Consider the following 26427-nt stretch of genomic DNA (forward strand, 5'->3'; position numbering starts at 1 on the left):
ACGCTGCCGCCCGTCTTGGGAGACTACTTGCTGAATTCGACCAACCATTGCTTCTGCGTATTGGCAGCCGCGTCCTTTGCGGTTTGCTGACCGTCGAACATCTTCTGAACTTCGACATTCATCTGACGCATGAGATCTTCGGCCACGGGCAGTCCGACGAATTCGTTGGCGAGCTTCCCGCTCTGGAATATCTTGAAGGCTTCTTCAAACAGCGGGTCCGATTTCGAGAAATCGGGTTTGGCGTGGATATTACCCGGGAAGGCATTGGCGATCGACACGAGGCGGCTGTTCACTTCCGGGCTCATCAGATATTCGACGAGCTTCCAGGCCTCCGCCTTGTGCTCGCTTTTGTCACTGATGCCGATGCCCCAGGAGGCATAGGGCAACCCGCGCTTGCCGGTGTAGCCGTCAACGGCTGGAAGGGCGGAGATGCCGAATTTGAGATTGGGGTTTCGCTGGCGAATGAGATTGATGTGCGCCAACGAGTCGATCATCATGCCGACACGCCCGTTGACGAACTCTTCGACCTTGTCCTGTTCCTTCTTGGCAAAAATACCAGGCGAGATGACGCCGGCGTCCTGCAGCGACTTGATGTATTCAAGCGTGCCGACGACAGAGGCATTTTCCAGATCTGGCTTGCCATCCTTCAGCATGGATGCTCCGGATGCCCAGACCCAGGACATCACATCATTCTGGATGCCGCCGGGGTTTTGCAACGACAGAGGCAACACCCAGCCATATTGGTTCTTGTCCGCATTGGTCATCTTCTTCGCGGCAGCAGCGAATTCGGTGCGGTTTGTCGGCAACTTTTCGACCCCGGCCGCCTTTGCCAGATCGAGGTTGACGAAGACCGGGTAGACGAACGAGGCAAGCGGGAACATGACGCTTTGCCCATTGACCTTGATGATGTCGGCGATCTGGCTCTGATCATATTTGGCATCAGCCATCAGGCTGTCCATCGAGGCGATTGCGCCCTGCTTTGCCAAGCCGTTGACCCATGCGCCGTCCAGGCCGACGACATCGCTGAGTGTCCCGGACGCTGCGCCCACGACGATCTGATCATGGGTGGCGGAATAGGGACCGCTGACAAGCGTCACCTTGATGCCGGGGTTCTTGGCTTCAAAGTCATCCATGATGCCGCGCAGAGCACCGGCGGGCATTTCTGGCTCCCACCACTGGATGAACTCGAGATTGGTCTGGGCAAAGGCGCAGGTGGTGCATAGTGCCCAGGCGGCCACAGCCGACTGAGCCGCCACGATAAATCTTCTGACGTTCATGTTTCCCTCCCTGAAAACGATATTTCGCTCGATCCTCCCGATCGAGACCAAAGTAGGTTCCTCCAGGCGTCTGGCTGTCAATGAAGAACTGCAATCGGAAAAAGCATGAGGGCTTCAGGGGCGATAAAAATTACTTTAAGCTATTGATTTTTATAAGCTTTATCTTCAAATCCCGAAGACATTTTTTCTTTCCGACATATTGCTCATGTCGCATTTTTTCTTTACTTTCGTAAACAAATGAAAGCTGCGCCGCCCAAAGGAAAACAAATGAAAGGCTTTGGCGACCCAGGAAAAGCGGTTCCGCCAGGCTATCCTCACGGACTTAACACTTTAAAGTAGCAATCAGCCGCCAACTAACTAACGCCAAAAGAACTCAGCCTCTGGCCGTAAAGTCACGGGTTACGAAACGGTGTAAGATCCTGCACTTTCGATGCGGAACGCGCAAAGCCGGCCGGCAAGGAGCGGCGAGGACTTGTGAACGATGACGCAAGCAGGCGCTCTTGCGAACGCCCGCCAAGCAGCTCGGTCGCCGCAGATCTTGCTAGATTGCCAGATGCGTCTGAGGATCGAAGAAGTGTAGTTTGGCTACATCGATCGCCAGGTTGATCATTGCGCCCGGCTGGACTGTGCTCACGGATTCGAACTTCGCCACGGCATTTGCCGCGCCGCTCAAGTCCTCGACGGCATCCGGGTCACCGGAATCGATCCGCGCTGCTTCTATCTTCAGATGAACGATCAGCTCCGAACCCAACTCCTCGATCGATTTCACGAGGGCAGGGATCGTCGCGTAGCGTGATCCCGATTCCAGACCGCTGTCGTAAAGGTCTTCCGGGCGAATGCCGAAGACGATCGTCTTGCCTTCGAACGCCCTCAGACCGGGAGACTGCTCGAATGCGGTCGTCGCGACCGGTATGGAAAAGGTCGGCAGATCAATCCTGCCGTTCTGCAAGCGGCCCTCGAACAGATTCATGGATGGCGAGCCGATGAAACCCGCAACGAAGGCGTTGACCGGCCGGCTATACAGTGTTTTTGGTGTGTCGACCTGCTGAAGGACGCCGCCCTTCAAGACCGCAACCCGGTCGCCCATGGTCAAGGCTTCGGTCTGATCGTGCGTCACATAGATCGTCGTCACGCCAAGCTGTCTTTGCAGGCTGACGATTTCGGCGCGCATTTGCACGCGCAGCTTGGCATCGAGGTTTGACAGGGGCTCGTCCATGAGAAACGCTGCCGGTTCCCGCACCATTGCGCGTCCCATGGCGACCCGCTGGCGTTGGCCGCCGGAGAGCGCGGCCGGCTTGCTGTCGAGCAGCGTATGCAGTTGAAGGGTCTTAGCAATTTCATGGACCCGCTTCGTGCGCTCTTCCTTGCTCTTGCCTGCAAGCTTCATCGAGAAGGCAATATTTTCGAACACCGTCATATGCGGGTAAAGCGCATAATTCTGAAAGACCATCGCTATGTCCCGGTCCTTCGGCGCGAGATCCTCGACATTCTCTCCACCGATGCTCAGGGTCCCGCTGCTGATCTCTTCCAGCCCGGCGATCATGCGCAATGCCGTCGATTTTCCACATCCTGAAGGACCGACGAGGATGAGGAACTCGCCATCATTTATCGTCAGGCTAAGATCCTTGATCGCGTGGAATTTGGTTCCAAAGGTCTTGCAAATTTTATCCAGTACAACAACAGCCACGGCACTTCCTCATTAGTATCGTCGCCATCCAATCCCCAGGACAGCCCCTCCCCGGCGTCGAACCGAAACCGTCATCTGCGCAGCGCTAGTCCGATCGTCCAGGGCACCGGTGTGATGAACTCTCACTCCGCTGGCGCGATCGGTCTGGGCACGGGTGCATTTTCCCTCGCCAGCCACGCGAGACAGGCGCTTTGATCCGGCAGGGCCATGCGGCCACCGGGGCCAGTCACCGAGATCGCGGCTGCGGCAGTTGCATAGATGGCGCAGTCGAGAGGCGGCTTTCCCTGTGTCAGCGCAAAAGCATAAGCACCGTGAAAGCAATCTCCGGCGCCCGTCGTGTCGACCGCTTTGACCTCGTAGGCCGGAACATGCCAAAAAACGGCGTCTCCCGTCTGCCTGATATAGGATCCTCGTTCACCGTCGGTCAAAACGACTGCGGTGCGGTCGTCAGACCAGAGCTTATGGAGGACCAACGCCGGATCGGCTTCGCAGGAATAAGTCTGCGCAAATTTCAATGGCAGTACCAGATGGTTGGACAGGCTCAATAATCGTTCGGTTGCAGGCCCGATCGTCCATTCAATGTCTGCCACCACAGCAAGGCCCAGTTTGCGGGCGCGCGCAACGATCGTATCGGCGTGGGTGGCATAGCCGTCGATCAACAGCACCTGGGCTTGTGCAAGAGTGCTATCGGCGAGTGCCTCGGAGGTTCCGTGCGGCACATTGTCGTCATAGGCGATAAACCTGTCCCCTTCAGGTCCGACCGTGATCACCGACCGTATCGGCCTGGCATCGGGGCGGCGCGGTGAGAAGGATATATCGACCCCGTGCCGTTCAAGCTCGCGGGCGCTGATATCGGTAACAGGCTGATCACTCAGCCAACCGATGAAACCGGCCCGTCCCCCCAGCTTTGCGACCGCAACAAGGGCCGTCGCGACATTGCCGCCGTGGTCCCGGGTGCGACTTATCACCTTTCCCTTGCCGGCACTCAGCGGTCGATCGACGTAGATGATATCGTCGATCGCCAGCGCCCCGAAGCCGAGAACCTGAAGGTTGTGTGTCACCCGTTAACCGCCCGCGGCAGCGAGCGCCTCTTGCGGCGCCATACCGCTGTGAATGACGAGCTTGAAGGCGCGCGCCGCCATCGTCGTATCGCCGTGGCCCCAAAGGTTTCGTCCCACTACGGCACCCTTCGCTCCCGCCCGCAAGGCATCGAAGGTTTGAGTGAGAGCCCCGAGCAGATTTTCCGTCTTCGGGCCGCCCGCGATAACGATGGGAACCGGGCAGGTGGCGACGGTTTCCCGGAAAGAGTCGAAGTCCCCGGTGTACCCGACCTTGATCACGTCAACGCCGGTCTCAAACCCGATCCGCACGGCATAGGCGATCTCGTCTGGGGTGAAGACAATCTTGCCGCCGTTTGAATAGTCGCGGGGATAGACATGGGCAACGACCGGCATTTCAAAGCGAGCTGCGGCGTTGACGGTATCGGTGAGCCAGCGAATGTATTCGCCTTCGGTATTGCCGCGCACCGGAATGGCAACGGCCAGAGCATCTGCCCCGTAGCGCACCGCATCCTCGGGGGTCGCGATCAACTGACGGATTCGATCGTCCGGCGTAAAGCACCCGGCTTGAATGACCAGCGCCGCCTTGCCTGCATAGGCGGGCCACAAGTGGCGCGCAGCACCAGGCTGAATGCTGATATAGTCCGGCTCTCCGGCCATCACCCGCTTCAGCGCGCCCGGTAGATCCGCCAGGCCGCCCTCACGGACGTTGCCATAGCCAACGAAGTGGTCGACCGCGCCACCGAACAGATGCCCCGACGGATGTGAAAACAGCCGTGACAGGCGAATTTTGGTTCCAAGGCCCATATCGATGCTGTCCCTCTACAATTTGATCTCGCGTTGAGACCCTAACTCGAAAATAAACGAACGTTCAATATTTCGATTTCTTTCGTTTTGATTTAATATGACAGTAGTGTGGGCTCAGCATACGTTGATGCCGCCCTCCATCGCGTCTTTTGATCACAATAGTTGCCGTGCATTTTCGATTTTCGAAAGATCGGTACCGTCATCTAAGGGAATTCGAGGTCACACATGCTTGCGGAACAACGGCGACATCAGATCATGCTGGAACTTCAACGGACCGGCCAGGCGCGCACCACGCAGCTGGCGGAAAACTTCGGTGTCTCCGAGGTGACCATCAGATCCGACCTGGAAATTCTGGATGCCAAGAAGCAGCTCATCAAAACGCATGGCGGCGCAATCGCATTGCCGGCCAGTTCGCCCGCAGCAGCCTTCGAAGAACGGATGAACCGTAATTTCGACGCCAAACGACGCATCGCGCAGATGGCGGCACGTCAAATAATCGACAACCAGTCCGTTGTGTTCGACAGCGGCTCGACACTGCTGCAGGTTGCCATGCAAATGCCCCCGGTCAATAACGTTGTCGTGGCCACAACCGCCATGAATATCGCGCAGCATCTGATGTATCGGCCGGGGCTGGACGTGCATATGATAGGCGGCCGTGTCTTTCCAAGTACCGTCAGCACGATCGTCTCGGATTCCGACAAGGCCGTGGGCGGTCTTGTCGCCCACCAGGCGTTCCTCAGTGCTCATGCCATCGATCACGCATTCGATGTCGTAGATGTCTCGGAAGACATTGCACGCACCAAACGCAATCTGGTCCGCATGGCGAGGCGCGTCATCCTCGTGGCGGATTCCAGCAAGTGGGATATTGGCGCCTCGTCTAAGGCATTTTCGCTTTCACGTGTCGATCTGATCATCACCGACACCGGCATGCCGCACGGGATTCGCAGCCGATTGGACAAGCTGGGGGTCGAAGTGCGCTATGTGTAGGGGCGTTTAGGCTGCCAATTGTACCTATGTAACAAAAAATTTTGCGCATGCGATATTCTCAGGCTACAAACGCATTTCGAAGCCCCCACACTGACCGCCCTTGCGACATCGGCTTACGCAGAGGTGCCTTGGCGCAGTGCAACCAGAATTGCCGATGGACAAGATGACAATCAAAACCATGGACGATTTCGCCCGGTCCTGTGGCGTTTCTCGTCCAACGCTTTCGAGGTATTTCGATGACCCGAGCAGCGTAAAGCCGGTGACACGCAAACGCATCGAGGATGCGCTCTCGGCATCGGACTACCGTCCTAATCTCTATGCGCGCAATCTCAATCGCAAGAGGACACGCAACGTCGGCATTCTCGTGCCTGTCATCACAGATCCATTCTATGCCGAAATGGTCAACCGTCTTGAATTGCTCGTCCGGGGTGAAGGTTACTGGCCAATCGTCATCTCGTCCCACGGCTTGCCGGATCTTGAAGCCGAGGCTGTGAACACGCTGCTGTCCTTGAAGGCTGCCGGCGCGATCATCGCGCCTCTGGGTCTTTCTTCCGAGCCCGGCATCTTCGAAAAACTCCGGGAGAGCATTCCCATTGTCTACTTCGATACGTTCATCGAGGGCGACACGCCCTTCATTGGCAACAACAATGCCCAAAGCGTTGCGACAATTGTCGACTATCTCTGCCGGTCCGGCGAGCCGCCCGCATATTTCGACATTCCGCATGTCAATCACAATTCCGGGGAGCGGCTGGCAAGCTATGTCGCCACGATGGAAGCGCTCGGTTTCGAACCGGTCGTGTTTGGCGCCACCGATAGCTACGGCTGGGATTTCGAACGTATGGGGTATGAGCAGACCGACGCAATGATCGCGGCTGGAACGCTTCCGGGCAGGACGATCCTCTGCGCGAACGATCGACTTGCCTTCGGCGCGATGGCTGCCGCCCACTCGCGCGGCCTCCGCATCGGCCGCAGGGGCGATAGCGATCTTCGCATCGCCGCCCATGACGATCACCCTCTCAGCCGTTATACCTGCCCGCCATTGACGACGATGGCGCAAGATTTCACCGCCATGGCACGCAGCAGTGTCGACACACTGCTTTCTATGCTGGACGAAGACAACGACACCAAGCAGGTCGTTGCACGAAAAATCATCCTCGATGGTACATTGGTGATGCGTCAGTCGGCGTGATCGACGAGGCTGCGCCATCCGGCAACCGCTTCTTCCACCGCCCGCCGCGCCGCCGGAATGTGCCGCCCCATGGAAACGAAGCCGTGGATCTGGTCCTGCCAACGCCGCAGGACTACAGGAACGCCCGCCTCGGCAAGCCGGCGGGTATAGGCCTCGCCTTCGTCTGCGAGGATATCCTGGCCCGCAATCGCGACGAAGGCCGGTGGCAAACCCACGACATTTCCGACCCGCAGCGGTGAGACGCGCCAATCACCGATATCAGCCGCGTCGCGGACATAATGATCGCGGAACCAGCGCATCGTCGATGCAGTCAAACCGTATCCTTCTGAAAACCTGACAAAGCTGTCGGTCGTCTGCCCGGCATCGGTGTTGGGATAGAGCAGAAGCTGCGCCGAGATTTTCTGCGCAACGCCATCGCGCGCAAGAAGCGACAGGACAGCGGCCAGATTACCGCCGGCACTATCGCCCGCAACCGCGATCCGATCTGGATCGATACCAAGCGCGCTTGCCTGCCCCACCACATAGGCAAGCGCCGATACGCAATCTTCCAAACCCGCCGGGAACTTGTGCTCGGGCGCCAGCCGATAGTCCGGGCAAAATACGATGCAGGCGCCGACATTCGCAAACCACCGGCAGATCTCGTCGTGGGATTCAAGCGTGCCGACGACCCAGCCACCACCGTGAAGGTAGAGAAGTGCCGGCGCATCCGCGTTCGGAGCGCCGACGCCTCGGTAGATCCTGAGCGGGATCGGGCCGCCCGTCCCGGCAATCGTTCTGTCCTCGATGGCCGCGACAGGCTCGCGATCGCCCTGCAATGTCGGGCATCCCGCGTCATAGGCAGCGCGCGCCTCACTTACTGTCCCCTGCTCAAAGGGCGGCTGGTTTGCTGCGCGACCGAGCGCCAGGACATGCGCGGCGCCGGGATCCAATCGATCTTTCATCGTCTCACCTCAAGCAAGCAGGCTGCGGGCTTCATCGTCCCCGAGCAGCGGCGGCTGTGCGACTGTGCCTGCGATCACAACCGCGCTCCTGGCCTCGCTGGATGCCAGGGCCGCTTCCATGATCTCGAGAACATGAAGGGCCAGATCGCCGGAGGCGCGTGGCGCCCTGCCCTCGCCAAGCGCGCGGACGAGATCGGCAACGCCCAGCATGCGATAGTTGGCGCGGTCGGGAGCGCTATACGGCCAGTTTGGGGCACCATACAGCTCGTTTTCGCTTTCGAAATTCTTCCATTCAGCGCCGCGCTCGGAGAGCCAGACCGTTCCACCGAACGTGTCGGGATCGGGCAGGCGCAACGACCCCTCGGTGCCGTGCAACTCGATCGGATGATTGGAGTGCCGGAAGACATCCCACGACGCACCGAAATTCACCGTCGCGCCCGATTGAAACTCGAGAAGCGAGAGCACATTGGTCGGCGTGCCCACTTTGAACGTCGTGTTCCTGAAGGGGCCGTCGGCCGTTATCAGCCGTTCTTCCTGGCCTTTCGTCGCCATCGCCATCACGCTTTTCACCGGGCCGAGCAGATTGACCAGCATCGTCAGATAATAGGGACCCATGTCAAAGAGCGGGCCACCGCCGGGTTGATAGTAGAATTGTGGATTGGGATGCCAATGTTCCATGCCGCGGCCGAACATGAAGGCGGTGCCGCTGACCGGGCGGCCGATCGCACCTGCATCCATCAGGCCTCGGGCACGCCGCCCAGCGGCGCCGAGGAATGTATCAGGAGCCGATCCCAACAGAAGACCGCGACCTGCGGCTTCGGCCACGAGCTTGCGGCCCTCGGCAGCAGACGTCGCGAGAGGCTTTTCGGTGAAGACATGCTTGCCCGCACAAAGCGCCGACATCGTCACGTCGAAATGGACGGCCGGGATCGTGAGGTTGAGGACCAGATCGATTTCGGGGTCGGCCAAGAGCGCATCGACCTCCATCGCCCGGATGCCATATTCCCTCGCCCTCAGCGCCGACATGTCGGATGAGATGTCGGCACAGGCCCTCAATTCGACTCCGGCAAACAGGGCAGCGTTACGCAGGTAAGTCATCGAGATATTGCCGCAGCCGATAACGCCGATGCCCAGCCTGGTCCCCGGATATGCTCTCATAAACTGGCCTCCCCACCAATTTCAGATATTCCGCCCATCATCGATGGGCGTTGCCGCAGCGACAACCGCTATAGAACATTTTATTTCTTGACGCGCGACATATTTTTATAAACCATGCGGAAATAGCAATCCAACCGTTACACGCAGCTCGCCAGGGGACGTCGCCGCTTCACCATCATGCCAAGAGCGCGGTCAACCGGTCCAGCGGCATATCAACGAAGGCCTACACAGGTCGAAGTCAAGGAATGGGCATGAGTATCAGAGACCTGAAAGTCGGCTGCCAGACATTCACCTGGGAAATGCTCGGGAAAAACTGGAATGGCGGCCCGGACGATCTGCTGGAAGCCATTGCGGCGGGCGGCTACGCGGGTATCGAGATTACCGACACGATGATCGGTCGCTACGCGGATCATCCCGATAATTTCGCCGCGAGCCTGAAGAAACATGGCCTGACGCTCGTGTCTTTTGCGATTGGCTCCAAAAGCGGCTTCACCCTCAGGGAAGAGATCGAGAACGACCTCACGACCACACAATACTGGATCGATTTCGCGGCCACCTTTTCCGGCGCCTTCGTTTCGATCGGCTCTGCGACGGTAGTCTCCGAAGGATCGCGGGAGGCGAAATTCGAAATCGCCGCGGAATTCTACAATCGGGCGGGCGAACTGGGCAAAGCTTCCGGCGTGGATATCGCTGTGCATCCGAGCTCGCACCACAATACGCTGCTGTTCGACCGCGCCGATTATGACAGGATCTTCTCGCTTCTCGACAAGAACCTCGTCGGCTGGGTGCCGGATACCGGTCATATTCTGCGCGGTCACGACGATATTCTGGATACGCTGCGAACCTATCAGGACCGTATCCGCTATCTGCACCTCAAGGACGTCGATGCAGAGGGCAATTGGGCCATGCTTGGCAAAGGGGTCTGCGATACGCCCGCCGTGATCGACATCGTCGCTGCCGCGCCGCGCTTCAATGGCTGGCTGGTCTTGGAAGAGGAATCAGACACCGCCGCCGCCGATCCCGTGGCAGCCGTCCGGACGAACCGGGAAACGATGCGCCGCTACGGCGCCTGAGGGAGAAGTCATGATCCGTAAGGAAGACCGTCGGCTGCGTGTGGGCGTGCTCGGCTGCGGCCCGATCGCGCAGTTCGCCCATCTCGAATCCTGCGTGAAGGCTGGGAATGCCGACCTCTACGCGATCTGCGACGCAGCACCCGACCTGCTCGCGCGCATGGGCGCGACATACGAACCACAGAAGATATACGCCGATTATGACGCGATGCTTGCCGATCCCGAGCTGGAAGCCGTCATCATCGCGACGTCGGACGCCTATCACGTGCCGATGTCGGTCAAGGCGCTCGATGCTGGAAAGCATGTGCTCTGCGAGAAACCGACCGGCGTGACGATCGAGGAGGGCCGCGCGCTCGCCGACGCCGTCAAGCGCTCCGGCAAAGTGCTGCAGGTCGGCCACATGAAGCGTTTCGACCCGGCGCTGGAGGCTGCACGGGATTTTGTCCGTGACGATATCGGCGAGATCTTCGCGCTGAAAGCCTGGTACTGCGACTCCACCCACCGCTACACCAATACCGATGCGGTTCAACCGCTGCCGATCACCAGCAAATTCGCGAGAAAACCCTCCGGAAACCCCAAGGCTGACCTGCGCCAGTATTTCATGCTGGCGCATGGCTCGCATCTCGTCGACACCGCCCGTTTCCTGTGTGGCGAGATCGTCGCGGTGCGAGCCCGCCTTCTCGAGCGTGCCGGCGCCTATTGCTGGTTCGTGGAAACCGAGTTCGCCAATGGCGCACTCGGTCATCTCGATCTGACGGTCGCGGTCCGCATGGACTGGCATGAGGGCTTCCAGCTCTATGGCGAAAACGGTTCGGTGATCGCCAAGACCTTCAATCCCTGGTACTTCAGGGCGAGCGAGGTCGAGATCTTCCACGAAAAGGACGCGACCACGCGCAAGCCACTAGGCGCCGACGGGCACTTCTTCCGCCGGCAACTGGAAGGGCTTGCCGATACCGTGCTGAACGGCGCGCCCATGCGCGGCGCCGATATAGAGGACGGCATCGCCTCCATCCGTGCCATGGTCGCCATCGCCCGCTCGGTCGAAACGGGCGAACGCGTCGAACTCGCAACCGTCACGGGATCGGTCTGATGCAGCTTGGCATCTTCGCAAAGACCTTCCCCGGCACAGACCCCGAGCGTGTGCTCTCGGCCGTGCGTGACAGCGGATTTGCGGCAACGCAGTTCAATCTCGCCTGCGTCGGCCTGCCGTCGATGCCGGATGCGGTGGCGCCGGAAACGATTGCCGCGATCCGGGCGGCATCTGAAGAGACCGGTATTTCACTCGCGGCACTTTCAGGCACCTATAACATGGCCCACCCGGACAAATCCGTGCGGGAAAAAGGGCTCAAACAGCTTGGGGTGGTGATCGAAACGGCAGCAGCCTTGCAGATTCCGCTTGTGACGCTTTGCACAGGCAGCCGCCATGCCCAGGATCAATGGATGCATCATCCGGACAATGCGCTTCCGTCTGCCTGGGCCGATATGGCTGCCGAAATGGAAAAAGCGCTGGAACTCGCCGAGCGGCACGACATCGATCTCGGCATCGAGCCGGAACAGGCAAACATCGTCACTTCCGCCGCTGATGCGGTGCGACTGATCGGAGAGATGGGGTCGAGGCACCTGCGCATCGTGCTCGATCCGGCAAACCTCTTCGAGCAGGCGACACCGGCCGAAGTGTCCGACATCGTCGACAGAGCAATCGATATCTCGGCCGGGTACGTGGCGATGGCCCATGCGAAGGATCGTTATGCCGATGGCCGCTTCGCGACAGCAGGTCAAGGTATCGTCGATTTCCCTGCCTTCATCGACGGCCTGTGCGTGACCGGTTTCGACGGTACGCTCGTCACGCATGGTCTTACGGCAGAGGAAGCACCCGCCGTCGCCAGATTTCTTTCGGATCTGATCCGATGAAGACGCACATCGCCTTCAGACGAGACGATGCCGACCTTTCAGTTTACGACTGCGGAACAGGCAAAGCCTTGCTCTTTCAGCACGGGCTCGGAGGCAATGAGGCGCAGGTCGCGCAGGTTATCCCCGAAGGGCTCGACTGGCGGCGGATCACGACTGAGTGCCGCGGGCATGGGAGCTCGACGCTCGGCATGCCACGCCCCTTCTCGATTGCGATGTTTGCCGCCGACGTCATCGCCGCCGCAGACGAAAAGGGAGTAGACCGGTTCATCGCCGGCGGCATCTCCATGGGCGCAGCGATCGCACTGCATCTGGCAAAAACGCACCCCGATCGCGTCATGGGCATCGTCCTGGTGCGCCCGGCCTGGTCGTTTGCCCGCGCCCCAGACAATCTCACGCCGATCCGCGAGATCGCGGCCTTGCTTCGATCTCATCCACCTGCCGAAGGCCAGGCGCTTTTTGCCAGGTCGGCGACAGCGGAACGTCTGCGGGTGGAAGCGCCAGACAATCTCGCTTCCCTGCTCGGATATTTCGAGCGCCCGGATGCACCTGATTTCGCCGACGTGCTTCATGACATCGCCTCGGATGGGACCGGCGTTTCGCGAGCAGACGCGGCAAGGCTCGCTGTTCCCGCCCTCGTCCTCGGCAACCGGCAGGATGCCATTCACCCTCTCGCCGTCGCACAAGTGATAGCCGACGCGCTTCCAAATGCGCATTTCCTCGAAGTGCCGGCAAAGGCAGCGGATGCGGAATCTCATTTCGCCGCGGTCCGAACGGTGATCCGGCAATTCCTCACCACAGAATTCAAACATCGGAGCGTCGCTCAGCCATGACATCGAAATCTCTCTCGGGCGGCACCATCGCCACATTGCCGCGGCATAGGCTGCTCGGCGAGTTTTCACTCTGGTCCGCAGATCTCGCCAATATGGAACGCGACCTTCACCGCATCGAACCCTATGTCGATCTCCACCATATCGACGTTGCCGACGCGCGCTTCACACCCGGCTTCCTGTTCTTTCCCGATTTCGTCGCCCGCATCGCCAAGCTGACGGCAAAACCGATCCATGTGCATCTGATGGTCGAGGCCGAGATTGTGGAGGAGCAGACACGCCAGTTCATCGAAGCGGGCGCCGATCTCGTCAGCGTTCATGCCGAGAACGGTGAAGCAGGCTTGCGCGCAGTAGCACTCGCAAAAGAGCTTGGAGCCGAAGCCGGCGTCGTTCTGCGGCTGGAAACTCCGGTCAGCGAGGCAGAACCGTTCCTTACCGAGGTCGCTTTCTTCACGCTGCTCGGAACCTCGATCGGCGTCAAGGGACAAAGCCTTTCGGATAAAGCCTGTGACCGGCTGCGCGAAGCCCGGTCGCTGATGAAGCGTGCCGGACGTGAAAAGGAGATCGTTCTTGCCGCGGATGGCGGCATCCGCGAACAGACCGTTCCAATGTTGCGGGCAGCAGGTGCGGAGACGGTCGTGCTCGGATCACTGGCGTTCGGCGATAAGGATCTGCCAGGGCGTATCGCCTGGCTGCACGCTTTGGAGACTCAGCCCTGATGAGCAAGATTGCGCTTGCATTCGATCTGGGTGGAACGGAGTTGCGCGCCGCATTGGTTGACGACGGCGGCAAATTACTGGCCTTCGCGTCCGTGCCGACGCGCGCGAGGGATGGCCCGAATGCAGTCATCGAGCAGATCGCGATGCTTGCCGAGAAAACCTGTTCGGAAATTCCCGACGCCAGGCCGCTCGGTGTCGGCATCGGAGCACCTGGTCCGCTCGATCCGGTCTTAGGCATTCTCACCGCGCCGCCTACCCTCTCGGGCTGGCGTGAAGTGCCCCTTGCGCGTCTTCTTCAGGAGCGCTTGAAACTTCCTGTGCGACTGGAGAACGATGCGAACGCCGCCGCTCTTGGCGAATGGCGTTTCGGCGCCGGGCGCGGCGCAGCCTCGCTGGTGTTCGTCACCGTGTCCACCGGCATCGGCGGTGGGGTGATCTCCGATGGCCGGATCATGCATGGGCGCCGCGGGCTCGCAGGCGAAATCGGCCACATGACTATCACGAGCGAGGGCGAACGATGCCTTTGCGGAGCGGTGGGCTGCTTCGAGGCGGTGGCGTCGGGTACTGCCCTCGGCCGGCGTGCGACGGCTCTGACAAAACCCGGCGACGGTTCGGCGCTGCGAACGCTGTCCGATGATGGCGAAGTGACAGGCCGACACGTTGTGGAGGCGGCGCGCGCGGGTGACGAAGCAGCCCTTGCACTGATCGAGAGGGAAGCCCGCTGGCTGGGCATCGGCTTTACCAACCTGCTGCATCTCTACTCGCCCGACATGATCGTCATGGGCGGCGGAATATCTCACGGCCATGATCTGCTACGCGACAGAATCGAGGCCACCATGCGGGAGCGGGCAATGCCGGCCTATCGCGACGTGCCGGTCGTGCCGGCACAACTCGCAAGGCATGCCGGATTGATCGGCGCCGCAAGCTTGATTTTTCTCAGCTGAGGAAGGTTGGAAATCTCTAGGCCGTGGTGACAAATTAACTATTTGAGCCAAAGCATGATGCTTGCCAGCTTGATGAAGCCGAGGAAATTGGCTGCGAGTTTGTCATGGCGTGTGGCGAGGCGTCGCCATTGTTTGAGATTGGCGAAGAAACTCTCGATGCCCCAGCGCTGCTTGTAGGCGATGCGAGCACCTGTTTGGCTGGCAGTCCCCGAACGAGGTCGCAAGCCGGAGCCATGTGGTTCTGCTGTCCTCGGCCGAGATGGAAACGAACCGGCAGCCCGAGGGCATCCACTACAGCATGGATTTTGCTGCCAAATCCGCCACGGGAGCTGCCGAGAGCCTGGGCTTGCGCCCCCCTTTTGCGGCGTCCGCCAGCCGCTTGCGCCTGCGCTCGGATCACGGTGGCATCGATGGACAGCCATTCCATATCCGGATCGGCAGCCACCGCTTCGAATATCCGGTCGAAGACGCCTTGATCGATCCAGCGGTAGTAACGTCGTTTGACCGTTTGATACGGACCGAAGCGATCTTCGGGCAGGTCGCGCCAACGCGCACCGGAGCGGGCCAGCCACAAGATCGCATCGAAGAACCGCCGTCCGTCGCTGCGTGGACCCCGCCTGCCCTTGCGACCGCCAAGCACAAACGGCTTCAACCGCTCCCACTGATCATCCCGGACAACTTCACCTTCCATCGCTGACCTCCAAAAGTCAGCGTTGAATCTGATTTGCTCCTCAAACGGCATCCCAAATCATTAATTTGTCACCACAGCCTAGAACAGAGCCGCTGCGATCTCGGCCTTGTCGAGCAGATGGTCGCGGCTCGACTCCAGCCTCGCCCGCAGTGCCGCAATATCATGACCGAGAAGCTTGCCCTGCCATTTGCGGACCTTGCCTGCACATAGGACGGTCGAGACATTCGAGCGCTCCATCAGGGTCACCACGGCGCCAGGGACGTTGTTCAGCGGAGCAACGTTGATGGCGGTGGCGTCAAGAAGGATGATGTCAGCTTCTTTACCGGGCGTCAGGCTACCCGTCTTATGGTCGAGCTTCAGTCCGCGCGCGCCTTCGATTGTCGCGAAGCGGATGACATCCATGGCCGACAGAAGCTTCGGATAATCTTCACCACGAAGAGCCTGATCATTTGCCAGCATACGCTGCAAAGTAATTGCCGAGCGCATCTGCGTGAACATGTCGGCAGTCATGGTGCATTCGACATCGGTCGACAGCGACGGCTGAAGTCCGAGATCGAGTGCCTGCTGCAGTGGCGGATTGCCATGGCGCATCTGCATCTCGATCGGCACCGAGAGCGAAATATGTGAACCGGCATCGGCTGCACGCTTCCACGCCATGTCGCTCATGCCGGTCATATGAATGAAGATATTGTCCGGCCCGAACCGGCCAGCTTCAGCCAATTGATCGAAGACCGGGCGCATGCCGAAAGTCCCGACGACATGCAGTGCGATCGGAATGCCGAGTTCACGGCCGAGCGCCCAGGCATCCTCGTAGAAAGGCAGGTAAATCTCGCCGCCCATGACCATCGTCAGTAACTGGTCGTCACTCGAAAAATGTTCGGCTTTGATGCGACGCGCATCCCCTGGGTATTTTGATGCATCCCCCCAGCCTTCGAAATAGCCGAAGACGGCACGCCGCCCCGCGTCGCGCAGTGCCGCGATGGCGGCATCCGAATGGTCAGGCGAATGATGGATCTGGCTGACATCCATTACAGTCGTCACGCCGGCATCGATCTGCGACAGGCCACCGAACAATTCGGAAATATAGACATCCTCGGGCCGGTAGAGGACGGAGAACTTTTGCAGGATCCATTCATAGTAATTTGCCGCACTCTCCGGCCGCCCGTCATTGATCAGGATCGCGTCGGCAAGCAGGCTTCGAAGCGCGGTCTCGAATTGATGGTGGTGGGTATCGATAAAACCCGGCATGACCACCATGCCCGACGCGTCGATGACAGCGGCTTCAGGCGCGTCGATCGCCTCGGCGATCTTGACGATCCGCGAACCACGGACCAAGACATCGCCTTTTCTAAAATTGCCGACTGCTGCATCCATCGAAAGGACCGCGCCCCCGCGAATGAGCGTCAAGCGGTCGGCCTCGCCGATGCCGGCGGGCATGTCTGCCGATACGGCGCTTGCCCTGTTTGCGCCGCTCCCGAGTTCGGCCGGCGCATGCGTCCGGTTACCACAGAACTTGCACATGGTTTTCCTCCACAATCCGATCCAGATAGCTTCCTTCGCCCAGGGCGCCGAAAGGTCGTTCAAAACGAAGTCTTCAGCGTGCAGCAGCCTGCCATAGCGCGACGGACGGATAATCCTTGCCTGTCCAGTGCTGCAACTTCTCAGCGAATTCCCGCTGGAAAGACAGCGGACCGTTCTTTGTCATGTAATCCTCGTCGTAGATGGCGATGAAGATCGTCAACGACAGGAAGAAATGCGCACCCATTTCGAAGAGCGTGACATAGTCGTGCTTGATCAGCGCTTCGCGCTCGGCATCCGTCAGGAAATTGACGGTGGAGATTTCCGCATCGTTGAGCTTCGGTCCGATCGACTGCTCCCAGCTGGCGACCAGCGAGCGCGGATCGTCCTTATATCGGCGCAGCAGGTCGGGATCGCGATCGACGGTGAAGAGGAACTTGTTCACATAATACTTGCTCATGCTGCAGCTCCTTCGGGATACCAGGTGAAATAGGCCTCCATGGTGTGGAAGAGATCGAGATTGTCGTGATAGGCCGTCGGGATCGGCCCGGCGATGCCCATCATCAGGATCAGGTCCATGAAGCCATGGGTGGCGTTGCCGCTTCTCGTCATGCTGTCATGCGTGACGTTTTCGAGGATCGCTTCGATATTGCCGGTCGACAGCCATTCGATCGCCTTGCGGTCGAATTCCGGGTCGGGACCAGTTTCCTTGAACTGGCGCGGACCGCCAAGCTCCAGTGAAAGATGCCCGCTGCCGACGGCGGCGATACGCTGGTCCGAGGGATACTCGTCGATGATCTCTCGAATGGCGCGGCCAAGATCCCAGAAGCGTTTCGGCGAGGGCAGCGGCGGCACGAAGATGTTTGTATAGATCGGCACGACCGGCAGGTCGGCATCCGGCCGGGTGGTGATGATCGGGCAGATGATCGAATGGTCGAGCTTCAGCTCATGGCTGAAGGCGAAGTCGAAGCCGCGGTCCATCAGACCCTGGTGCATGAAGTTCGACAGTTCCTCATGGCCCTCAAGCACATATTTCGGAATGCCGAATTCGCGCTCCTCATTGTAGAAGGTGGCGTCGTAGCGCGGTGCCTTTCCGATCAGGAAGGTCGGGTAGTTATCGAGGAAGAACTGGTGGAAATGGTCGGCGCCAACCATGACCAGAATATCGGGCTTCGCACGAGTGAGCGTCTCACGATAGGCCTCGATCTTGCGCTTCCATTCCGGCGCCTGCGGCATCTGCTGCTCGGGCGGTGCCGTTGTCGCCTTCAGGTAAAAGGGATGGTGGGTGGTCGCAAGGACCGCTGCCAGGGTTGCCATGTCTCTCCTCCAAATATCGCTTGTCCATTAAGCCGTTTTATTGCGCCGCTGCCACCGGTTCCATTTCGCGGTTCAGTTCCGGCCAGGCGCCGGGATTGCCTTTGAGCGCGGCGCGGATTTCCTCGCTGTGCTGGTCGACGATGGGCGCGGCCCGTACCGTCGTGGCGTGCTTGCCGTCGAAGGAAAAAGCCGGGCGCACTGTCTGCTCGGCGCCTTCGATGCGCCCTGCGACCGGAACGAACATGTTGAGATGCTGGGCCTGTGGATCGCCGACAACGTCAGGGATTGAGTTGATCGGTGCAAAGGGCACGTCGAAGCCGGAGAAACGCTCCACCCATTCGGCCCGCGTCCTCGTTGCGAAGATCGCATTCAGCTCGGCATTCAGCGCTTCATAATTGTCGATGCGTTTCAGGCGTTGCGAAAAGCGTTCGTCTTTGGCCAGTTCCTGCCCGCCGATCGCCTCCACCAGTGCATCCCAGAACTTGTCGAGCGAAGAGAGATGGAAGGCGAAGAGCTTTCCGTCCTTGCAGCGGACGATATAGGCCTGCGCGAGCCGCGGACGGTCGACGCCGCTCGGTTCTTCGCCGAGCGCGAAATAGCCCATGTAGGGTTCGACGGCAAAATGCATCATTGCCTCGATCATCGAAATGTCGATGCGCTTGCCCTTGCCGGTTCGGCCGCGCTCGACGAGGGCTGCGGAGATGCCGAGCGAGGCATAGATGCCGGTGATGGCATCGGCGAGCGCGGGCCCTATGAACCGCGGCTGCTCGGGATCGATGGAGACACTGAGGAACCCGCTAACGGCCTGGGCGACGGAATCATAGACCGGCCGCTGCGCGTATGGACCGTCAGGCCCGAAGCCGCTGATTGAGCAATAGATGAGTTTCGGATTGATCTTCGACAGCGTCTCGTAATCCGCGCCGATACGGGCGGCAGCGCCTGGGCGGAAGTTCTGGATATAAACATCCGCCTGGGCGATCAGCTGATAGAAGACTTCGCGATCCGCATCGCTTTTCAGATCCAGCCCGATCGCCCGCTTGTTGCGGTTATAGGCCTGGAAATGCGCGCTGTAGAAGCCGGTCTTGAAGCTGCGATAAGGGTCGCCGTTACCTGCGGATTCAATTTTGATCACGTCAGCGCCGAGATCGGCGAGCATCATGCCCGCGCAGGGCCCGGTAATGAACGTGCCCTGTTCGACGACACGGATTTGGTTCAAAGCAGTCAGCATTTCCGGATCCTAATTCTCGTTCGCAATGAAACCCTCGGGCGCGGGACCGTCATAGTCGATGGCGCCGGCGGCAGCGTGGGACATGATGAAGCCAATCGGACGGGTCTGCTCTTCGAGCAGGTGCCCGATAAGGCCGGCTGTTCGGGCCAGAAGCGGCACGCCCTTCAGCGCAAGAAGTGGATAACCGGCATCGAGCAGCACGCTTGGGATGGCGCTCGATACGTTCATCACCAACGACTTACCGATGATATCGGGAATGAGTTTCTCGACCGTCTTGGCGATCTCGCAATGTATGCCGGCGACGCCGAGATACCGGGCGATCTCAAGCAGCCGCTCGGCGCGGGGATCATGCCCCTTGTGCAGCGGATGGCCGTAGCCAGGCACCGGCTTCTTGTCTTCCCTGTAGCGCCGCAGCAGCTTTTCGGCCGCAGCCTCGGTGGAACTACCGTTTGCTTCGCTTTCCTGGCGCACGTCGCGAAAGAAGGCACCGGCCGATTCAGAAGCACCCAGGATCACCGAACCGCAGCCGAGAAGACCGGCGGCAACCGCTCCCTGAACGGCTTCCGGAGAGGCGGCGAGCGTCATTCGGGCCGCCTGCACGCTCGGGACGAGACCATGTTCGGCGATTGCCACAAGCGTGGCATCCAGCATGCGGCGCTGCTTTTCGTCCGGCAGCGAACCGGCCACAAGCAGCCAGGTATAGTCGGTGAAGGAAATGGAGCCCACGAGGTCTTTCACGAGGTCGTGGCCCCGGACGATGATCGTCTCCGGGTTCGAGGTGCAGATCGCCTGATAGGGCTGTGATTGCTTTCCGATTTTCATGCTGAAGTCCTTGGGTTGGTTCCCGTGTCAGGCGGCAGCGCTCTTCGCCGAAACGAAGCGGCTGACCCAGAGATCGAACTGATCCATGTAGAGCTGCAGGAAACGGCGGGTTTCCTCGTTCGTCACCTCGCCCTCAGGCGTGATGAGATCGGGGTAGAGATGGATGAAGGCCTCGGGCTGTCCCATGACGGCGATGTCGAGACAACCGAGAATGGCGCGCAGGTGCTGCTGGGCGGCGGCGGTTCCGATGCGCCCGTAAGACGCGCCGGCGATTGCGCCCGGCTTGCCCGTCCAGACGCTGGAATCCCGGGGCCGCGAAGCCCAGTCGATGGCATTTTTCAGCATGGCCGAAATGGAGCGATTATGCTCGGGCGTCACGAACAGCAGCGCATCGGCGCGCTTGATCTGGCTCTTCAGCCGCTCGACCTGCGGCGGTGTGCCGGCATCCAGAACCTCCTGGTCGAAGATCGGCAGGTCGCGGATCGTTACCCAGTCGAACTCGACGTCGGGCTTGGCAAGCTTTGTCATCGCAAGGGCGAGCAGTCGGTTGAGGGAGGCAGCCCGTGCACTGCCGACAATAAGGGCGACTTTCAATCGCGTCATAAGCTCCTCCCGAGGCCCTCTATTCGTCTAGCGAATTTATATTCGTATAATGAATTTCGAAAAAGGCAGGTGTCAAGCCCCGGCGTCGAGCCCTGTCAAAAAATACGGCTGGAGATTTGTTTAGCGCCCGGGTGCGGCGGTCGGCGCCAACGAGTGCAGGAGCGCCGGGAAGCGGGTAAAAAGTTGCGAGAGCCGGTTGGCGGCCAGCCGCATTTCCGGCAGCCGTTGAGCGATCAATTCATCCGGTGTGAGCCGCGGCGTATAGCCAGAACTGTTGATGGAACAGACGATACGGCCGGTACTGTCCTTCACCGGCACCGCGATTGCCGTGATGCCGTAGTCGAGTTGGTCGACGGTGATCGAATAGCCTTTGTTGCGGGTCTCGACGAGAATATCGCGCAGTTCCCCTTCGTCGGTAATCGTATAGTCGGTGAGCTTGATCGGATTGTAAGCCTGAAAATAGCGCTCGATCTCGTCGTCCGGCAATGCTGCGAGCAAGATACGGCCCATCGACGTTGCATAGGCAGGGTAGGTGACACCGAGGCTTGCATTGCGACGTACGCCACGGCTTTCAGACAGATGGGCGATATAGAGAACATTCGTACCATCGAGGACTGCCATGTTGGCCGCATCGCCGAACTGCGTTGTGATGCGATGAAGTTCGGGGGTAACCGCCTCCTCGACATTGAAGGCGTTCAAATAAGCGGAGCCGAGCGTCAGAATACGCGGGGCCAGCAGGAAATGTTTGTTGTGGCGACGAATGAAACCCAGCGCCTCCAATGTCAGCACATTGCGGCGGACGGTGGCAATCGACATGCCGACCTTGCGCGACAGTTCCGCCAGCGTCATTTCCGGATCATGCCGATCGAAAGCTTCCAGAACGGACAGGCCCCTAGCCAGCGCCTCGACAAATTCGGGCGAATTGTTGTCGATCATCGGAATCCTCCTGCAGTTCCTATTTTCGTTCGCACACGGGATTGACAAGCGCAAGAGCTGCCGCCTATCGTTATGCGAATATTTATTCGTCTAGCGAATTTTCTTGGGAGGGAAAAACGATGAAGACAAGGCGTGAGTTTCATAAGCTCGTGGCCGCAACCGCAGCCGGGCTTACCGCACCTGCCATTCTCGGAGGCAGAGCTTTCGCACAGGACAAGCCGATCCGCATCGGCGCCAGCGTTTCGCTGACGGGCCCGCTCGCCAGCACGAAGAACGGGCTGATCGGTTACGAGCTCTGGCGTGATGACGTCAATGCCGCCGGCGGTCTTCTCGGCCGCAAGGTCGAGCTCGTCACCTATGACGACCAGAGCAGCGCGGCCAATGTTCCGGCCATCTATTCCAAGCTCGTCGATGTCGATGCCTGTGACGTGCTTTTCTCGCCCTATGGAGCCAATCTCTCGGCGCCGGTTATGCCCTTCATCAAGCAGCGCGATCTCTTCATGATCGGTATGTTCGGGCTCGCCGGCAACGATGTCGCCCGCCACGACAAGTTCTTCCACAGCGGCCCCTGGGGACCGAATTCCGGCCGAGACTGGGCGCGCGGCTTCTTCGATCTCGCCAAGGGGCAGGGTGTGACGAAGATCGCCATCATCAATGCTGACCTGGAATTTTCAAAGAATGCCGCCAAGGGCGGCGCGGAAGTCGCCAAGGAATACGGCATCGATGTCGTCTTCAACCAGAGCTACCCGCCCAACACGACCGATTTCTCCTCGATCATCCGCAACATCAATGCCGCCGATCCGGAAGCGATCTTCATCGCCTCCTATCCGGCCGACAGCACGGCAATCATTCGCGGCGTCAAGGAAATTGGCATTTCCGACAAGGTGAAACTCTTTGGCGGCGCCATGATCGGTCCGCAATATGGCGCGCTCCTGAGTTCGCTCGGGCCGGAGCTCAACGGTATCGTCAACTCCCATACATTTGTTCCTGAACCGACGATGCAGACCTCGGCGATCAAGAGCTTCTTCGACCGCTACACACCGATCGCCGTCAAGCAGGGCGTTGATCCTCTCGGCTTCTATATCCCACCCTTCTACTATGTCGCGGGTCAGCTCGCCGAAGCGGCGATCAAGGGCTCGAACTCGGTCGATCCGGCGAAGATGGCCGAATATCTACATGCCAACGAGGTCGACACGATTGCCGGCAAGATCGGCTTCAACGAGATCGGCGACTGGAAGGAGCGGCGGGTGCTGATGGTGCAGCTACGCGGCATCAAGGGCAACGACCTTCAACAGTTCCGCAATCCCGGCCACCAGGTCATTCTCGATCCGCCTTCGCTGAAGACCGGCGATCTTGCCGGCCCCTACAATGCGGCGCGCGCCGGCTGATTTGTCAACCGATCCAGAGCCGGCTTGAGGCCGGCTCAAGGGCTCCATGATGTTTTCGATCGATATTCTGCTGAACGCCATCGTGACGGGCATTCTGCTGGGAAGCGTCTATGCAGCGCTTGCCCTCGGGCTCGGGATCACCTTCGGCATCCTTCACATTCCCAATATCGCCCATCCGACCCTGGTCGTGGCGGGCGCCTTCTTCGTCTATACCCTGTGCCAATGGGGGCTTGATCCAATCGTCGCAGCGCTGATCGGTTTGGTGCCGTTCTATCTTCTCGGCGTAGTGCTCTACATCTTCTATTCCCGTGTCTTCGAACGGCGGGGCAGCGCCAATGTGCTACAGAGCCTGACATTGTTCTTTGGTCTGTCACTGGTGATCGAGATCCTGCTTTCGCTCGGCTTCGGCTCGGAGCTGAAATCGGTCAGTGCCTCCTATATCGGCTCCAGCCTGAAGCTCGGCCTTCTCACCATTCCATACCGGCTGCTGATCCCTGCACTTCTTGGCCCACTGATGATCGCGGCTCTCTCGCTCTATCTCGCTCGCACCAGTTCCGGGACCGCGATCCGAGCGGTCGCGCACGAAGAGCGAGCATTGTCGATCGCCGGCATCAATCCGGCCGCCGTCAAGCGGCATGCGTTCGGCATTGCGACGGCGACAGCCGTGATTGCCGGGGCGGCGCTTATCATGGTCGGGCCGATCGAACCGTTTGCCGGCCGCTACCAGATCGGTCGCGTCTTTGCGATCATCGTCCTCGCCGGCATGGGCTCGATTCCCGGCAGTCTGGTGATCGCGATCATTATCGGCATCGCCGAAGCACTTGTTGCTTCCTATCTCAATCCGTCCTGGGCTCCGGGCGTGGCATTCGCCATCCTTTTGCTCGGCCTTGCCGGACGTCCCCAAGGCCTATTCGGAGTCGCACGATGAGCAAGAACTCCGCCCTCTTCCTCGCCGGAGCCTTCATCGTGCTAGCGGTTGGCTTCCTGATGCCGTGGCTTTTGAAGAACCCGTTCTATTTCTTCGTCGGTTACGTCGTGCTGCAATATGTGACGATCGCCACCGGCTGGAATATCCTTGGCGGCTACGCTGGCTACATCAATTTCGGAGCCGCCGGATTTGTCGGCGCCGGCGTCTATCTCTCCGCTTTCCTGTTTACGACCTTCGGCCTGCCGCTCCCGGTTCTCATCGTCGCAGCAGCTGTGGTCGGCGCCATCCTCGGTGTGCTGATGGGATATCTGACGCTTCGCATCCAGGGTGTCTATTTCGCCATCGCCACACTCGGTCTCGTTGTCGTTCTGGAAACCCTCGTACACAATATCTCAGCGCTCGGAGGTGCAAGCGGTATGGCCGTCTACGGGCCGCGCCCACCGGCCTGGAGCCCGGGGCCATCGCAGTATAATTTCACCGTCATGCTGGTGATCGCGGTGGCGAGCGTCGCTCTTGCCCGCTTCGTCGAAATCTCCTGGATTGGCCGCGGTCTGCGCGCCGTGCGGGCGAGCGAAGACGCGGCGGAATGTTCCGGAGTTCCGACGCTGCGCCTCAAGCTGCTCGCCTGCGCCCTGAGCGGCGCCGTGCTGGCTGCGGCCGGCGCTCCCTATCCCTTCTACACATCCTTCGTCGAGCCGGTCACTGCATTCAGCCTGATCATCGGGCTCAATGCCATCGCCATGCCGCTGATCGGCGGCACAAAGAGCTGGGCCGGACCGGTGCTTGGCGCACTGCTGCTTGCCTCCGTTCAGCAGATCGCCACCGTCACCATTTCCTCCGAGCTCAACATCCTCTTCGTCGGACTGGTGCTGATCGCTTTCGTCGCCTTCGCACCCGGCGGACTGTCCGGTGTCCTTGGCCGCAGACGGGAGCGAGCAGGGGCATGAGCGACATGGTTCTTTCCCTCAAGGGTGTCGAGAAAGTCTTCGGCGCATTCCGTGCGCTTGGTCCTGTTGACCTCGACATCACTCCCGGCGAGCGGCTCGGCATCATCGGCCCCAACGGATCCGGCAAGACGACGCTGATCAACTGCATCACCGGGGTCTATCGTCCCGACAAGGGTTCGGTGCATTTTCAGGGCCAGGATATTTCCCATGTGGAAGCCCACAAACGTGCTCGGCTCGGCATTTCCCGCAGCTTCCAGATTCCGCGGCCCTTTACCGGCATGACGGTGCTGGAGAACCTGCTGGTGCCGCTCGACTATTGCCATGTCGAAGGCAGCAAGCCCGAGCGCGCCCGCTCGGTCCTTGCAAGCGTCGGGCTCGCAAACAGGATATCCGACGCTTCTGAAAACCTGTCGCAGCTCGAATTGCGCAAGCTGGAACTCGCCCGCGCGCTCGTCGGCAATCCGAAGGTGCTGATTGCCGACGAAGCGATGGCGGGACTGTCCGAAGAGGAGATCGACGAGGTTCTGGCAATCCTCTTTGCGCTCAACGAGACAGGCGTAGCGGTCATCATGATCGAGCACATCATGCATGCGGTGATGCGCTTTTCGCAGCGGATCGTCTGTTTCGAAACCGGCCGCCTCATCGCCTCGGGTACCTCGGCCGAAATCGCCGACAATCCGCTCGTCCAGAAGGTGTATTTCGGTGAATAGACTGATCATCGACAATCTGTCCGCCGGCTACGGCGCGGTGGCCGTGTTGCGCAACGTTTCGCTGGAACTCAACGAAAGCGAGATGGTGGCTTTGCTCGGCATGAACGGCAACGGCAAGAGCACGCTGCTCAACTGCGTTCTCGGCTTCGTGCAGGCAAGCGCCGGCCGCATTCTGCTGGAATGGGATGGCAGGACGACCGACCTCACCCAACTGCGGCCACATGAAATCGTCCGCCTCGGCCTGTCGATCGTGCCGGAAGGACGACGGCTGGTGCCCAACATTTCGGTGGAAGACAATCTCAAGCTTGCGGGTAGCAATCCCCTCGTCAGTGCCCGCATGAAAGACAATCTCGCCTATTGTTTCGAGACCTTCCCGCTTCTCCTGGAACGCCGCAAGCAGATTGCATCCACGATGAGCGGCGGTCAGCAGCAATTGCTGGCAATCGCCCGGTCGCTGATGACGTCGCCGAAGATCATCATCATCGACGAGCCTTCGGTCGGTCTCGCACCGATCGTCGTGCGTGACGTGCTGAACGCCATCATGCAACTGCGCGAAAAGAGCAACATGACGATCCTGATGGCGGAGCAAAGCTTCCTGCAAGCAATCGACATATCATCGCGCGCCTACGTGCTGGCGCATGGCAGCATCCACCAGGAGTTTAAGCGGTCGCAGGGAGAATTTGCTCATGCGGAGATACGCCGTGCCATGTTGGGGACGGCACATTAAGACAGCTTTGGGGCCGCCAGTCGTAAAGCGGTCTGAA

At 59.8% G+C, this 26427-nt stretch carries 26 protein-coding genes and 1 pseudogene; 13 read left to right on the forward strand and 14 right to left on the reverse strand.

Annotated elements, in window-relative coordinates; genetic code table 11:
* Window positions 1-23 precede the first annotated feature (23 nt).
* From FHT93_RS18635 to FHT93_RS18650, 4 genes are all read right to left on the reverse strand, one after another.
* Complete coding sequence (locus FHT93_RS18635) at window positions 24-1277, reverse strand: sugar ABC transporter substrate-binding protein (protein WP_183848830.1); 1254 nt, start codon at window positions 1275-1277, stop codon at window positions 24-26.
* A gap of 541 nt (window positions 1278-1818) precedes the next feature.
* The gene (gene ugpC, locus FHT93_RS18640) at window positions 1819-2964 is read right to left on the reverse strand and encodes a sn-glycerol-3-phosphate ABC transporter ATP-binding protein UgpC (RefSeq protein ID WP_113206536.1); all 1146 of its coding nucleotides are present in this window, start codon (window positions 2962-2964) and stop codon (window positions 1819-1821) included.
* Between the two features lie 122 nt (window positions 2965-3086).
* Window positions 3087-4025: a PfkB family carbohydrate kinase gene (locus FHT93_RS18645; RefSeq protein ID WP_183848832.1), complete on the reverse strand. Its 939-nt coding sequence runs from the start codon at window positions 4023-4025 to the stop codon at window positions 3087-3089.
* A 3-nt stretch (window positions 4026-4028) separates the two neighbouring features.
* A complete protein-coding gene (locus tag FHT93_RS18650; RefSeq protein ID WP_183848834.1) occupies window positions 4029-4829 on the reverse strand; it encodes a class I fructose-bisphosphate aldolase in 801 nt (266 codons plus the stop codon).
* Between the two features lie 225 nt (window positions 4830-5054).
* On the opposite strand from FHT93_RS18650, the gene FHT93_RS18655 reads away from it, so the two are divergent.
* The gene (locus FHT93_RS18655) at window positions 5055-5816 is read left to right on the forward strand and encodes a DeoR/GlpR family DNA-binding transcription regulator (RefSeq protein ID WP_112542647.1); all 762 of its coding nucleotides are present in this window, start codon (window positions 5055-5057) and stop codon (window positions 5814-5816) included.
* 154 nt (window positions 5817-5970) lie between these two features.
* Complete coding sequence (locus tag FHT93_RS18660; RefSeq protein ID WP_183848836.1) at window positions 5971-7005, forward strand: LacI family DNA-binding transcriptional regulator; 1035 nt, start codon at window positions 5971-5973, stop codon at window positions 7003-7005.
* Here the strand turns inward: FHT93_RS18660 and FHT93_RS18665 are convergent.
* Together FHT93_RS18665 and FHT93_RS18670 are read right to left on the reverse strand one after the other, a co-directional pair.
* The gene (locus FHT93_RS18665) at window positions 6993-7946 is read right to left on the reverse strand and encodes an alpha/beta hydrolase (protein ID WP_113015105.1); all 954 of its coding nucleotides are present in this window, start codon (window positions 7944-7946) and stop codon (window positions 6993-6995) included. The two genes, FHT93_RS18660 and FHT93_RS18665, sit on opposite strands and share 13 nt — an antisense overlap.
* Before the next feature lie 9 nt (window positions 7947-7955).
* Window positions 7956-9104, reverse strand: coding sequence for a Gfo/Idh/MocA family oxidoreductase (locus tag FHT93_RS18670; protein ID WP_183848838.1), 1149 nt, complete (start codon window positions 9102-9104; stop codon window positions 7956-7958).
* Window positions 9105-9355: 251 nt separating this feature from the next.
* Between FHT93_RS18670 and FHT93_RS18675 the strand changes: the two genes are divergently transcribed.
* From FHT93_RS18675 to FHT93_RS18700, 6 genes are read left to right on the forward strand one after another with little or no spacing between them, the layout of a single operon-like run.
* Window positions 9356-10177, forward strand: coding sequence for a sugar phosphate isomerase/epimerase (locus FHT93_RS18675; protein ID WP_183848840.1), 822 nt, complete (start codon window positions 9356-9358; stop codon window positions 10175-10177).
* Between the two features lie 10 nt (window positions 10178-10187).
* Window positions 10188-11264: a Gfo/Idh/MocA family oxidoreductase gene (locus FHT93_RS18680; RefSeq protein WP_183848842.1), complete on the forward strand. Its 1077-nt coding sequence runs from the start codon at window positions 10188-10190 to the stop codon at window positions 11262-11264.
* A complete protein-coding gene (locus FHT93_RS18685; protein ID WP_183848844.1) occupies window positions 11264-12085 on the forward strand; it encodes a sugar phosphate isomerase/epimerase in 822 nt (273 codons plus the stop codon). Before FHT93_RS18680 ends, FHT93_RS18685 begins: the two co-directional genes overlap by 1 nt.
* Window positions 12082-12915 carry an alpha/beta hydrolase gene (locus FHT93_RS18690; protein ID WP_183848846.1) on the forward strand — a complete coding sequence of 278 codons (834 nt, stop codon included), beginning with the start codon at window positions 12082-12084 and terminating at the stop codon, window positions 12913-12915. The genes FHT93_RS18685 and FHT93_RS18690 overlap by 4 nt, the downstream gene beginning before the upstream one ends.
* Window positions 12912-13631, forward strand: coding sequence for a ribulose-phosphate 3-epimerase (locus tag FHT93_RS18695; RefSeq protein ID WP_113117539.1), 720 nt, complete (start codon window positions 12912-12914; stop codon window positions 13629-13631). The genes FHT93_RS18690 and FHT93_RS18695 overlap by 4 nt, the downstream gene beginning before the upstream one ends.
* Window positions 13631-14575 carry an ROK family protein gene (locus tag FHT93_RS18700; protein WP_112970524.1) on the forward strand — a complete coding sequence of 315 codons (945 nt, stop codon included), beginning with the start codon at window positions 13631-13633 and terminating at the stop codon, window positions 14573-14575. Before FHT93_RS18695 ends, FHT93_RS18700 begins: the two co-directional genes overlap by 1 nt.
* Window positions 14576-14613: 38 nt before the next feature.
* Here the strand turns inward: FHT93_RS18700 and FHT93_RS18705 are convergent.
* The 8 genes and pseudogenes from FHT93_RS18705 to FHT93_RS18740 all read right to left on the reverse strand — a co-directional run bounded on the left by FHT93_RS18705 (window position 14614) and on the right by FHT93_RS18740 (window position 21690).
* Window positions 14614-15266, reverse strand: a pseudogene (locus FHT93_RS18705) (IS5 family transposase).
* Window positions 15267-15344: 78 nt separating this feature from the next.
* On the reverse strand, window positions 15345-16787 hold the full coding sequence (locus FHT93_RS18710; RefSeq protein WP_183848848.1) for an amidohydrolase family protein: 1443 nt from the start codon (window positions 16785-16787) through the stop codon (window positions 15345-15347).
* 73 nt (window positions 16788-16860) lie between these two features.
* Window positions 16861-17244, reverse strand: a complete 384-nt coding sequence (locus FHT93_RS18715) for a hypothetical protein (protein WP_112542656.1) — start codon at window positions 17242-17244, stop codon at window positions 16861-16863.
* The gene (locus tag FHT93_RS18720; protein WP_113212768.1) at window positions 17241-18101 is read right to left on the reverse strand and encodes an extradiol ring-cleavage dioxygenase; all 861 of its coding nucleotides are present in this window, start codon (window positions 18099-18101) and stop codon (window positions 17241-17243) included. The genes FHT93_RS18715 and FHT93_RS18720 overlap by 4 nt, the downstream gene beginning before the upstream one ends.
* 37 nt (window positions 18102-18138) lie before the next feature.
* Window positions 18139-19329 carry a CoA transferase gene (locus FHT93_RS18725; RefSeq protein WP_112542658.1) on the reverse strand — a complete coding sequence of 397 codons (1191 nt, stop codon included), beginning with the start codon at window positions 19327-19329 and terminating at the stop codon, window positions 18139-18141.
* 9 nt (window positions 19330-19338) lie between these two features.
* On the reverse strand, window positions 19339-20151 hold the full coding sequence (locus tag FHT93_RS18730; RefSeq protein WP_183848849.1) for a citryl-CoA lyase: 813 nt from the start codon (window positions 20149-20151) through the stop codon (window positions 19339-19341).
* Window positions 20152-20178: 27 nt separating this feature from the next.
* Window positions 20179-20754 (reverse strand): NAD(P)H-dependent oxidoreductase, encoded by a 576-nt coding sequence (locus tag FHT93_RS18735; protein WP_112970529.1) that lies wholly within the window; start codon window positions 20752-20754, stop codon window positions 20179-20181.
* A 120-nt stretch (window positions 20755-20874) separates the two neighbouring features.
* Window positions 20875-21690, reverse strand: coding sequence for an IclR family transcriptional regulator C-terminal domain-containing protein (locus FHT93_RS18740; RefSeq protein ID WP_183848851.1), 816 nt, complete (start codon window positions 21688-21690; stop codon window positions 20875-20877).
* Between the two features lie 119 nt (window positions 21691-21809).
* On the opposite strand from FHT93_RS18740, the gene FHT93_RS18745 reads away from it, so the two are divergent.
* From FHT93_RS18745 to FHT93_RS18765, 5 genes are read left to right on the forward strand one after another with little or no spacing between them, the layout of a single operon-like run.
* Window positions 21810-23078 (forward strand): amino acid ABC transporter substrate-binding protein, encoded by a 1269-nt coding sequence (locus tag FHT93_RS18745; protein ID WP_183848853.1) that lies wholly within the window; start codon window positions 21810-21812, stop codon window positions 23076-23078.
* A gap of 46 nt (window positions 23079-23124) precedes the next feature.
* Window positions 23125-24006 carry a branched-chain amino acid ABC transporter permease gene (locus tag FHT93_RS18750; protein WP_183848855.1) on the forward strand — a complete coding sequence of 294 codons (882 nt, stop codon included), beginning with the start codon at window positions 23125-23127 and terminating at the stop codon, window positions 24004-24006.
* The gene (locus tag FHT93_RS18755) at window positions 24003-24953 is read left to right on the forward strand and encodes a branched-chain amino acid ABC transporter permease (protein WP_112970533.1); all 951 of its coding nucleotides are present in this window, start codon (window positions 24003-24005) and stop codon (window positions 24951-24953) included. The genes FHT93_RS18750 and FHT93_RS18755 overlap by 4 nt, the downstream gene beginning before the upstream one ends.
* Window positions 24950-25663 carry an ABC transporter ATP-binding protein gene (locus FHT93_RS18760; protein WP_183848857.1) on the forward strand — a complete coding sequence of 238 codons (714 nt, stop codon included), beginning with the start codon at window positions 24950-24952 and terminating at the stop codon, window positions 25661-25663. Before FHT93_RS18755 ends, FHT93_RS18760 begins: the two co-directional genes overlap by 4 nt.
* Window positions 25656-26390, forward strand: a complete 735-nt coding sequence (locus FHT93_RS18765; protein WP_183848859.1) for an ABC transporter ATP-binding protein — start codon at window positions 25656-25658, stop codon at window positions 26388-26390. Before FHT93_RS18760 ends, FHT93_RS18765 begins: the two co-directional genes overlap by 8 nt.
* The last annotated feature ends 37 nt before the right edge of the window (window positions 26391-26427 follow it).

This window comes from Rhizobium sp. BK379 (assembly GCF_014193955.1).
GTDB lineage: Bacteria > Pseudomonadota > Alphaproteobacteria > Rhizobiales > Rhizobiaceae > Rhizobium.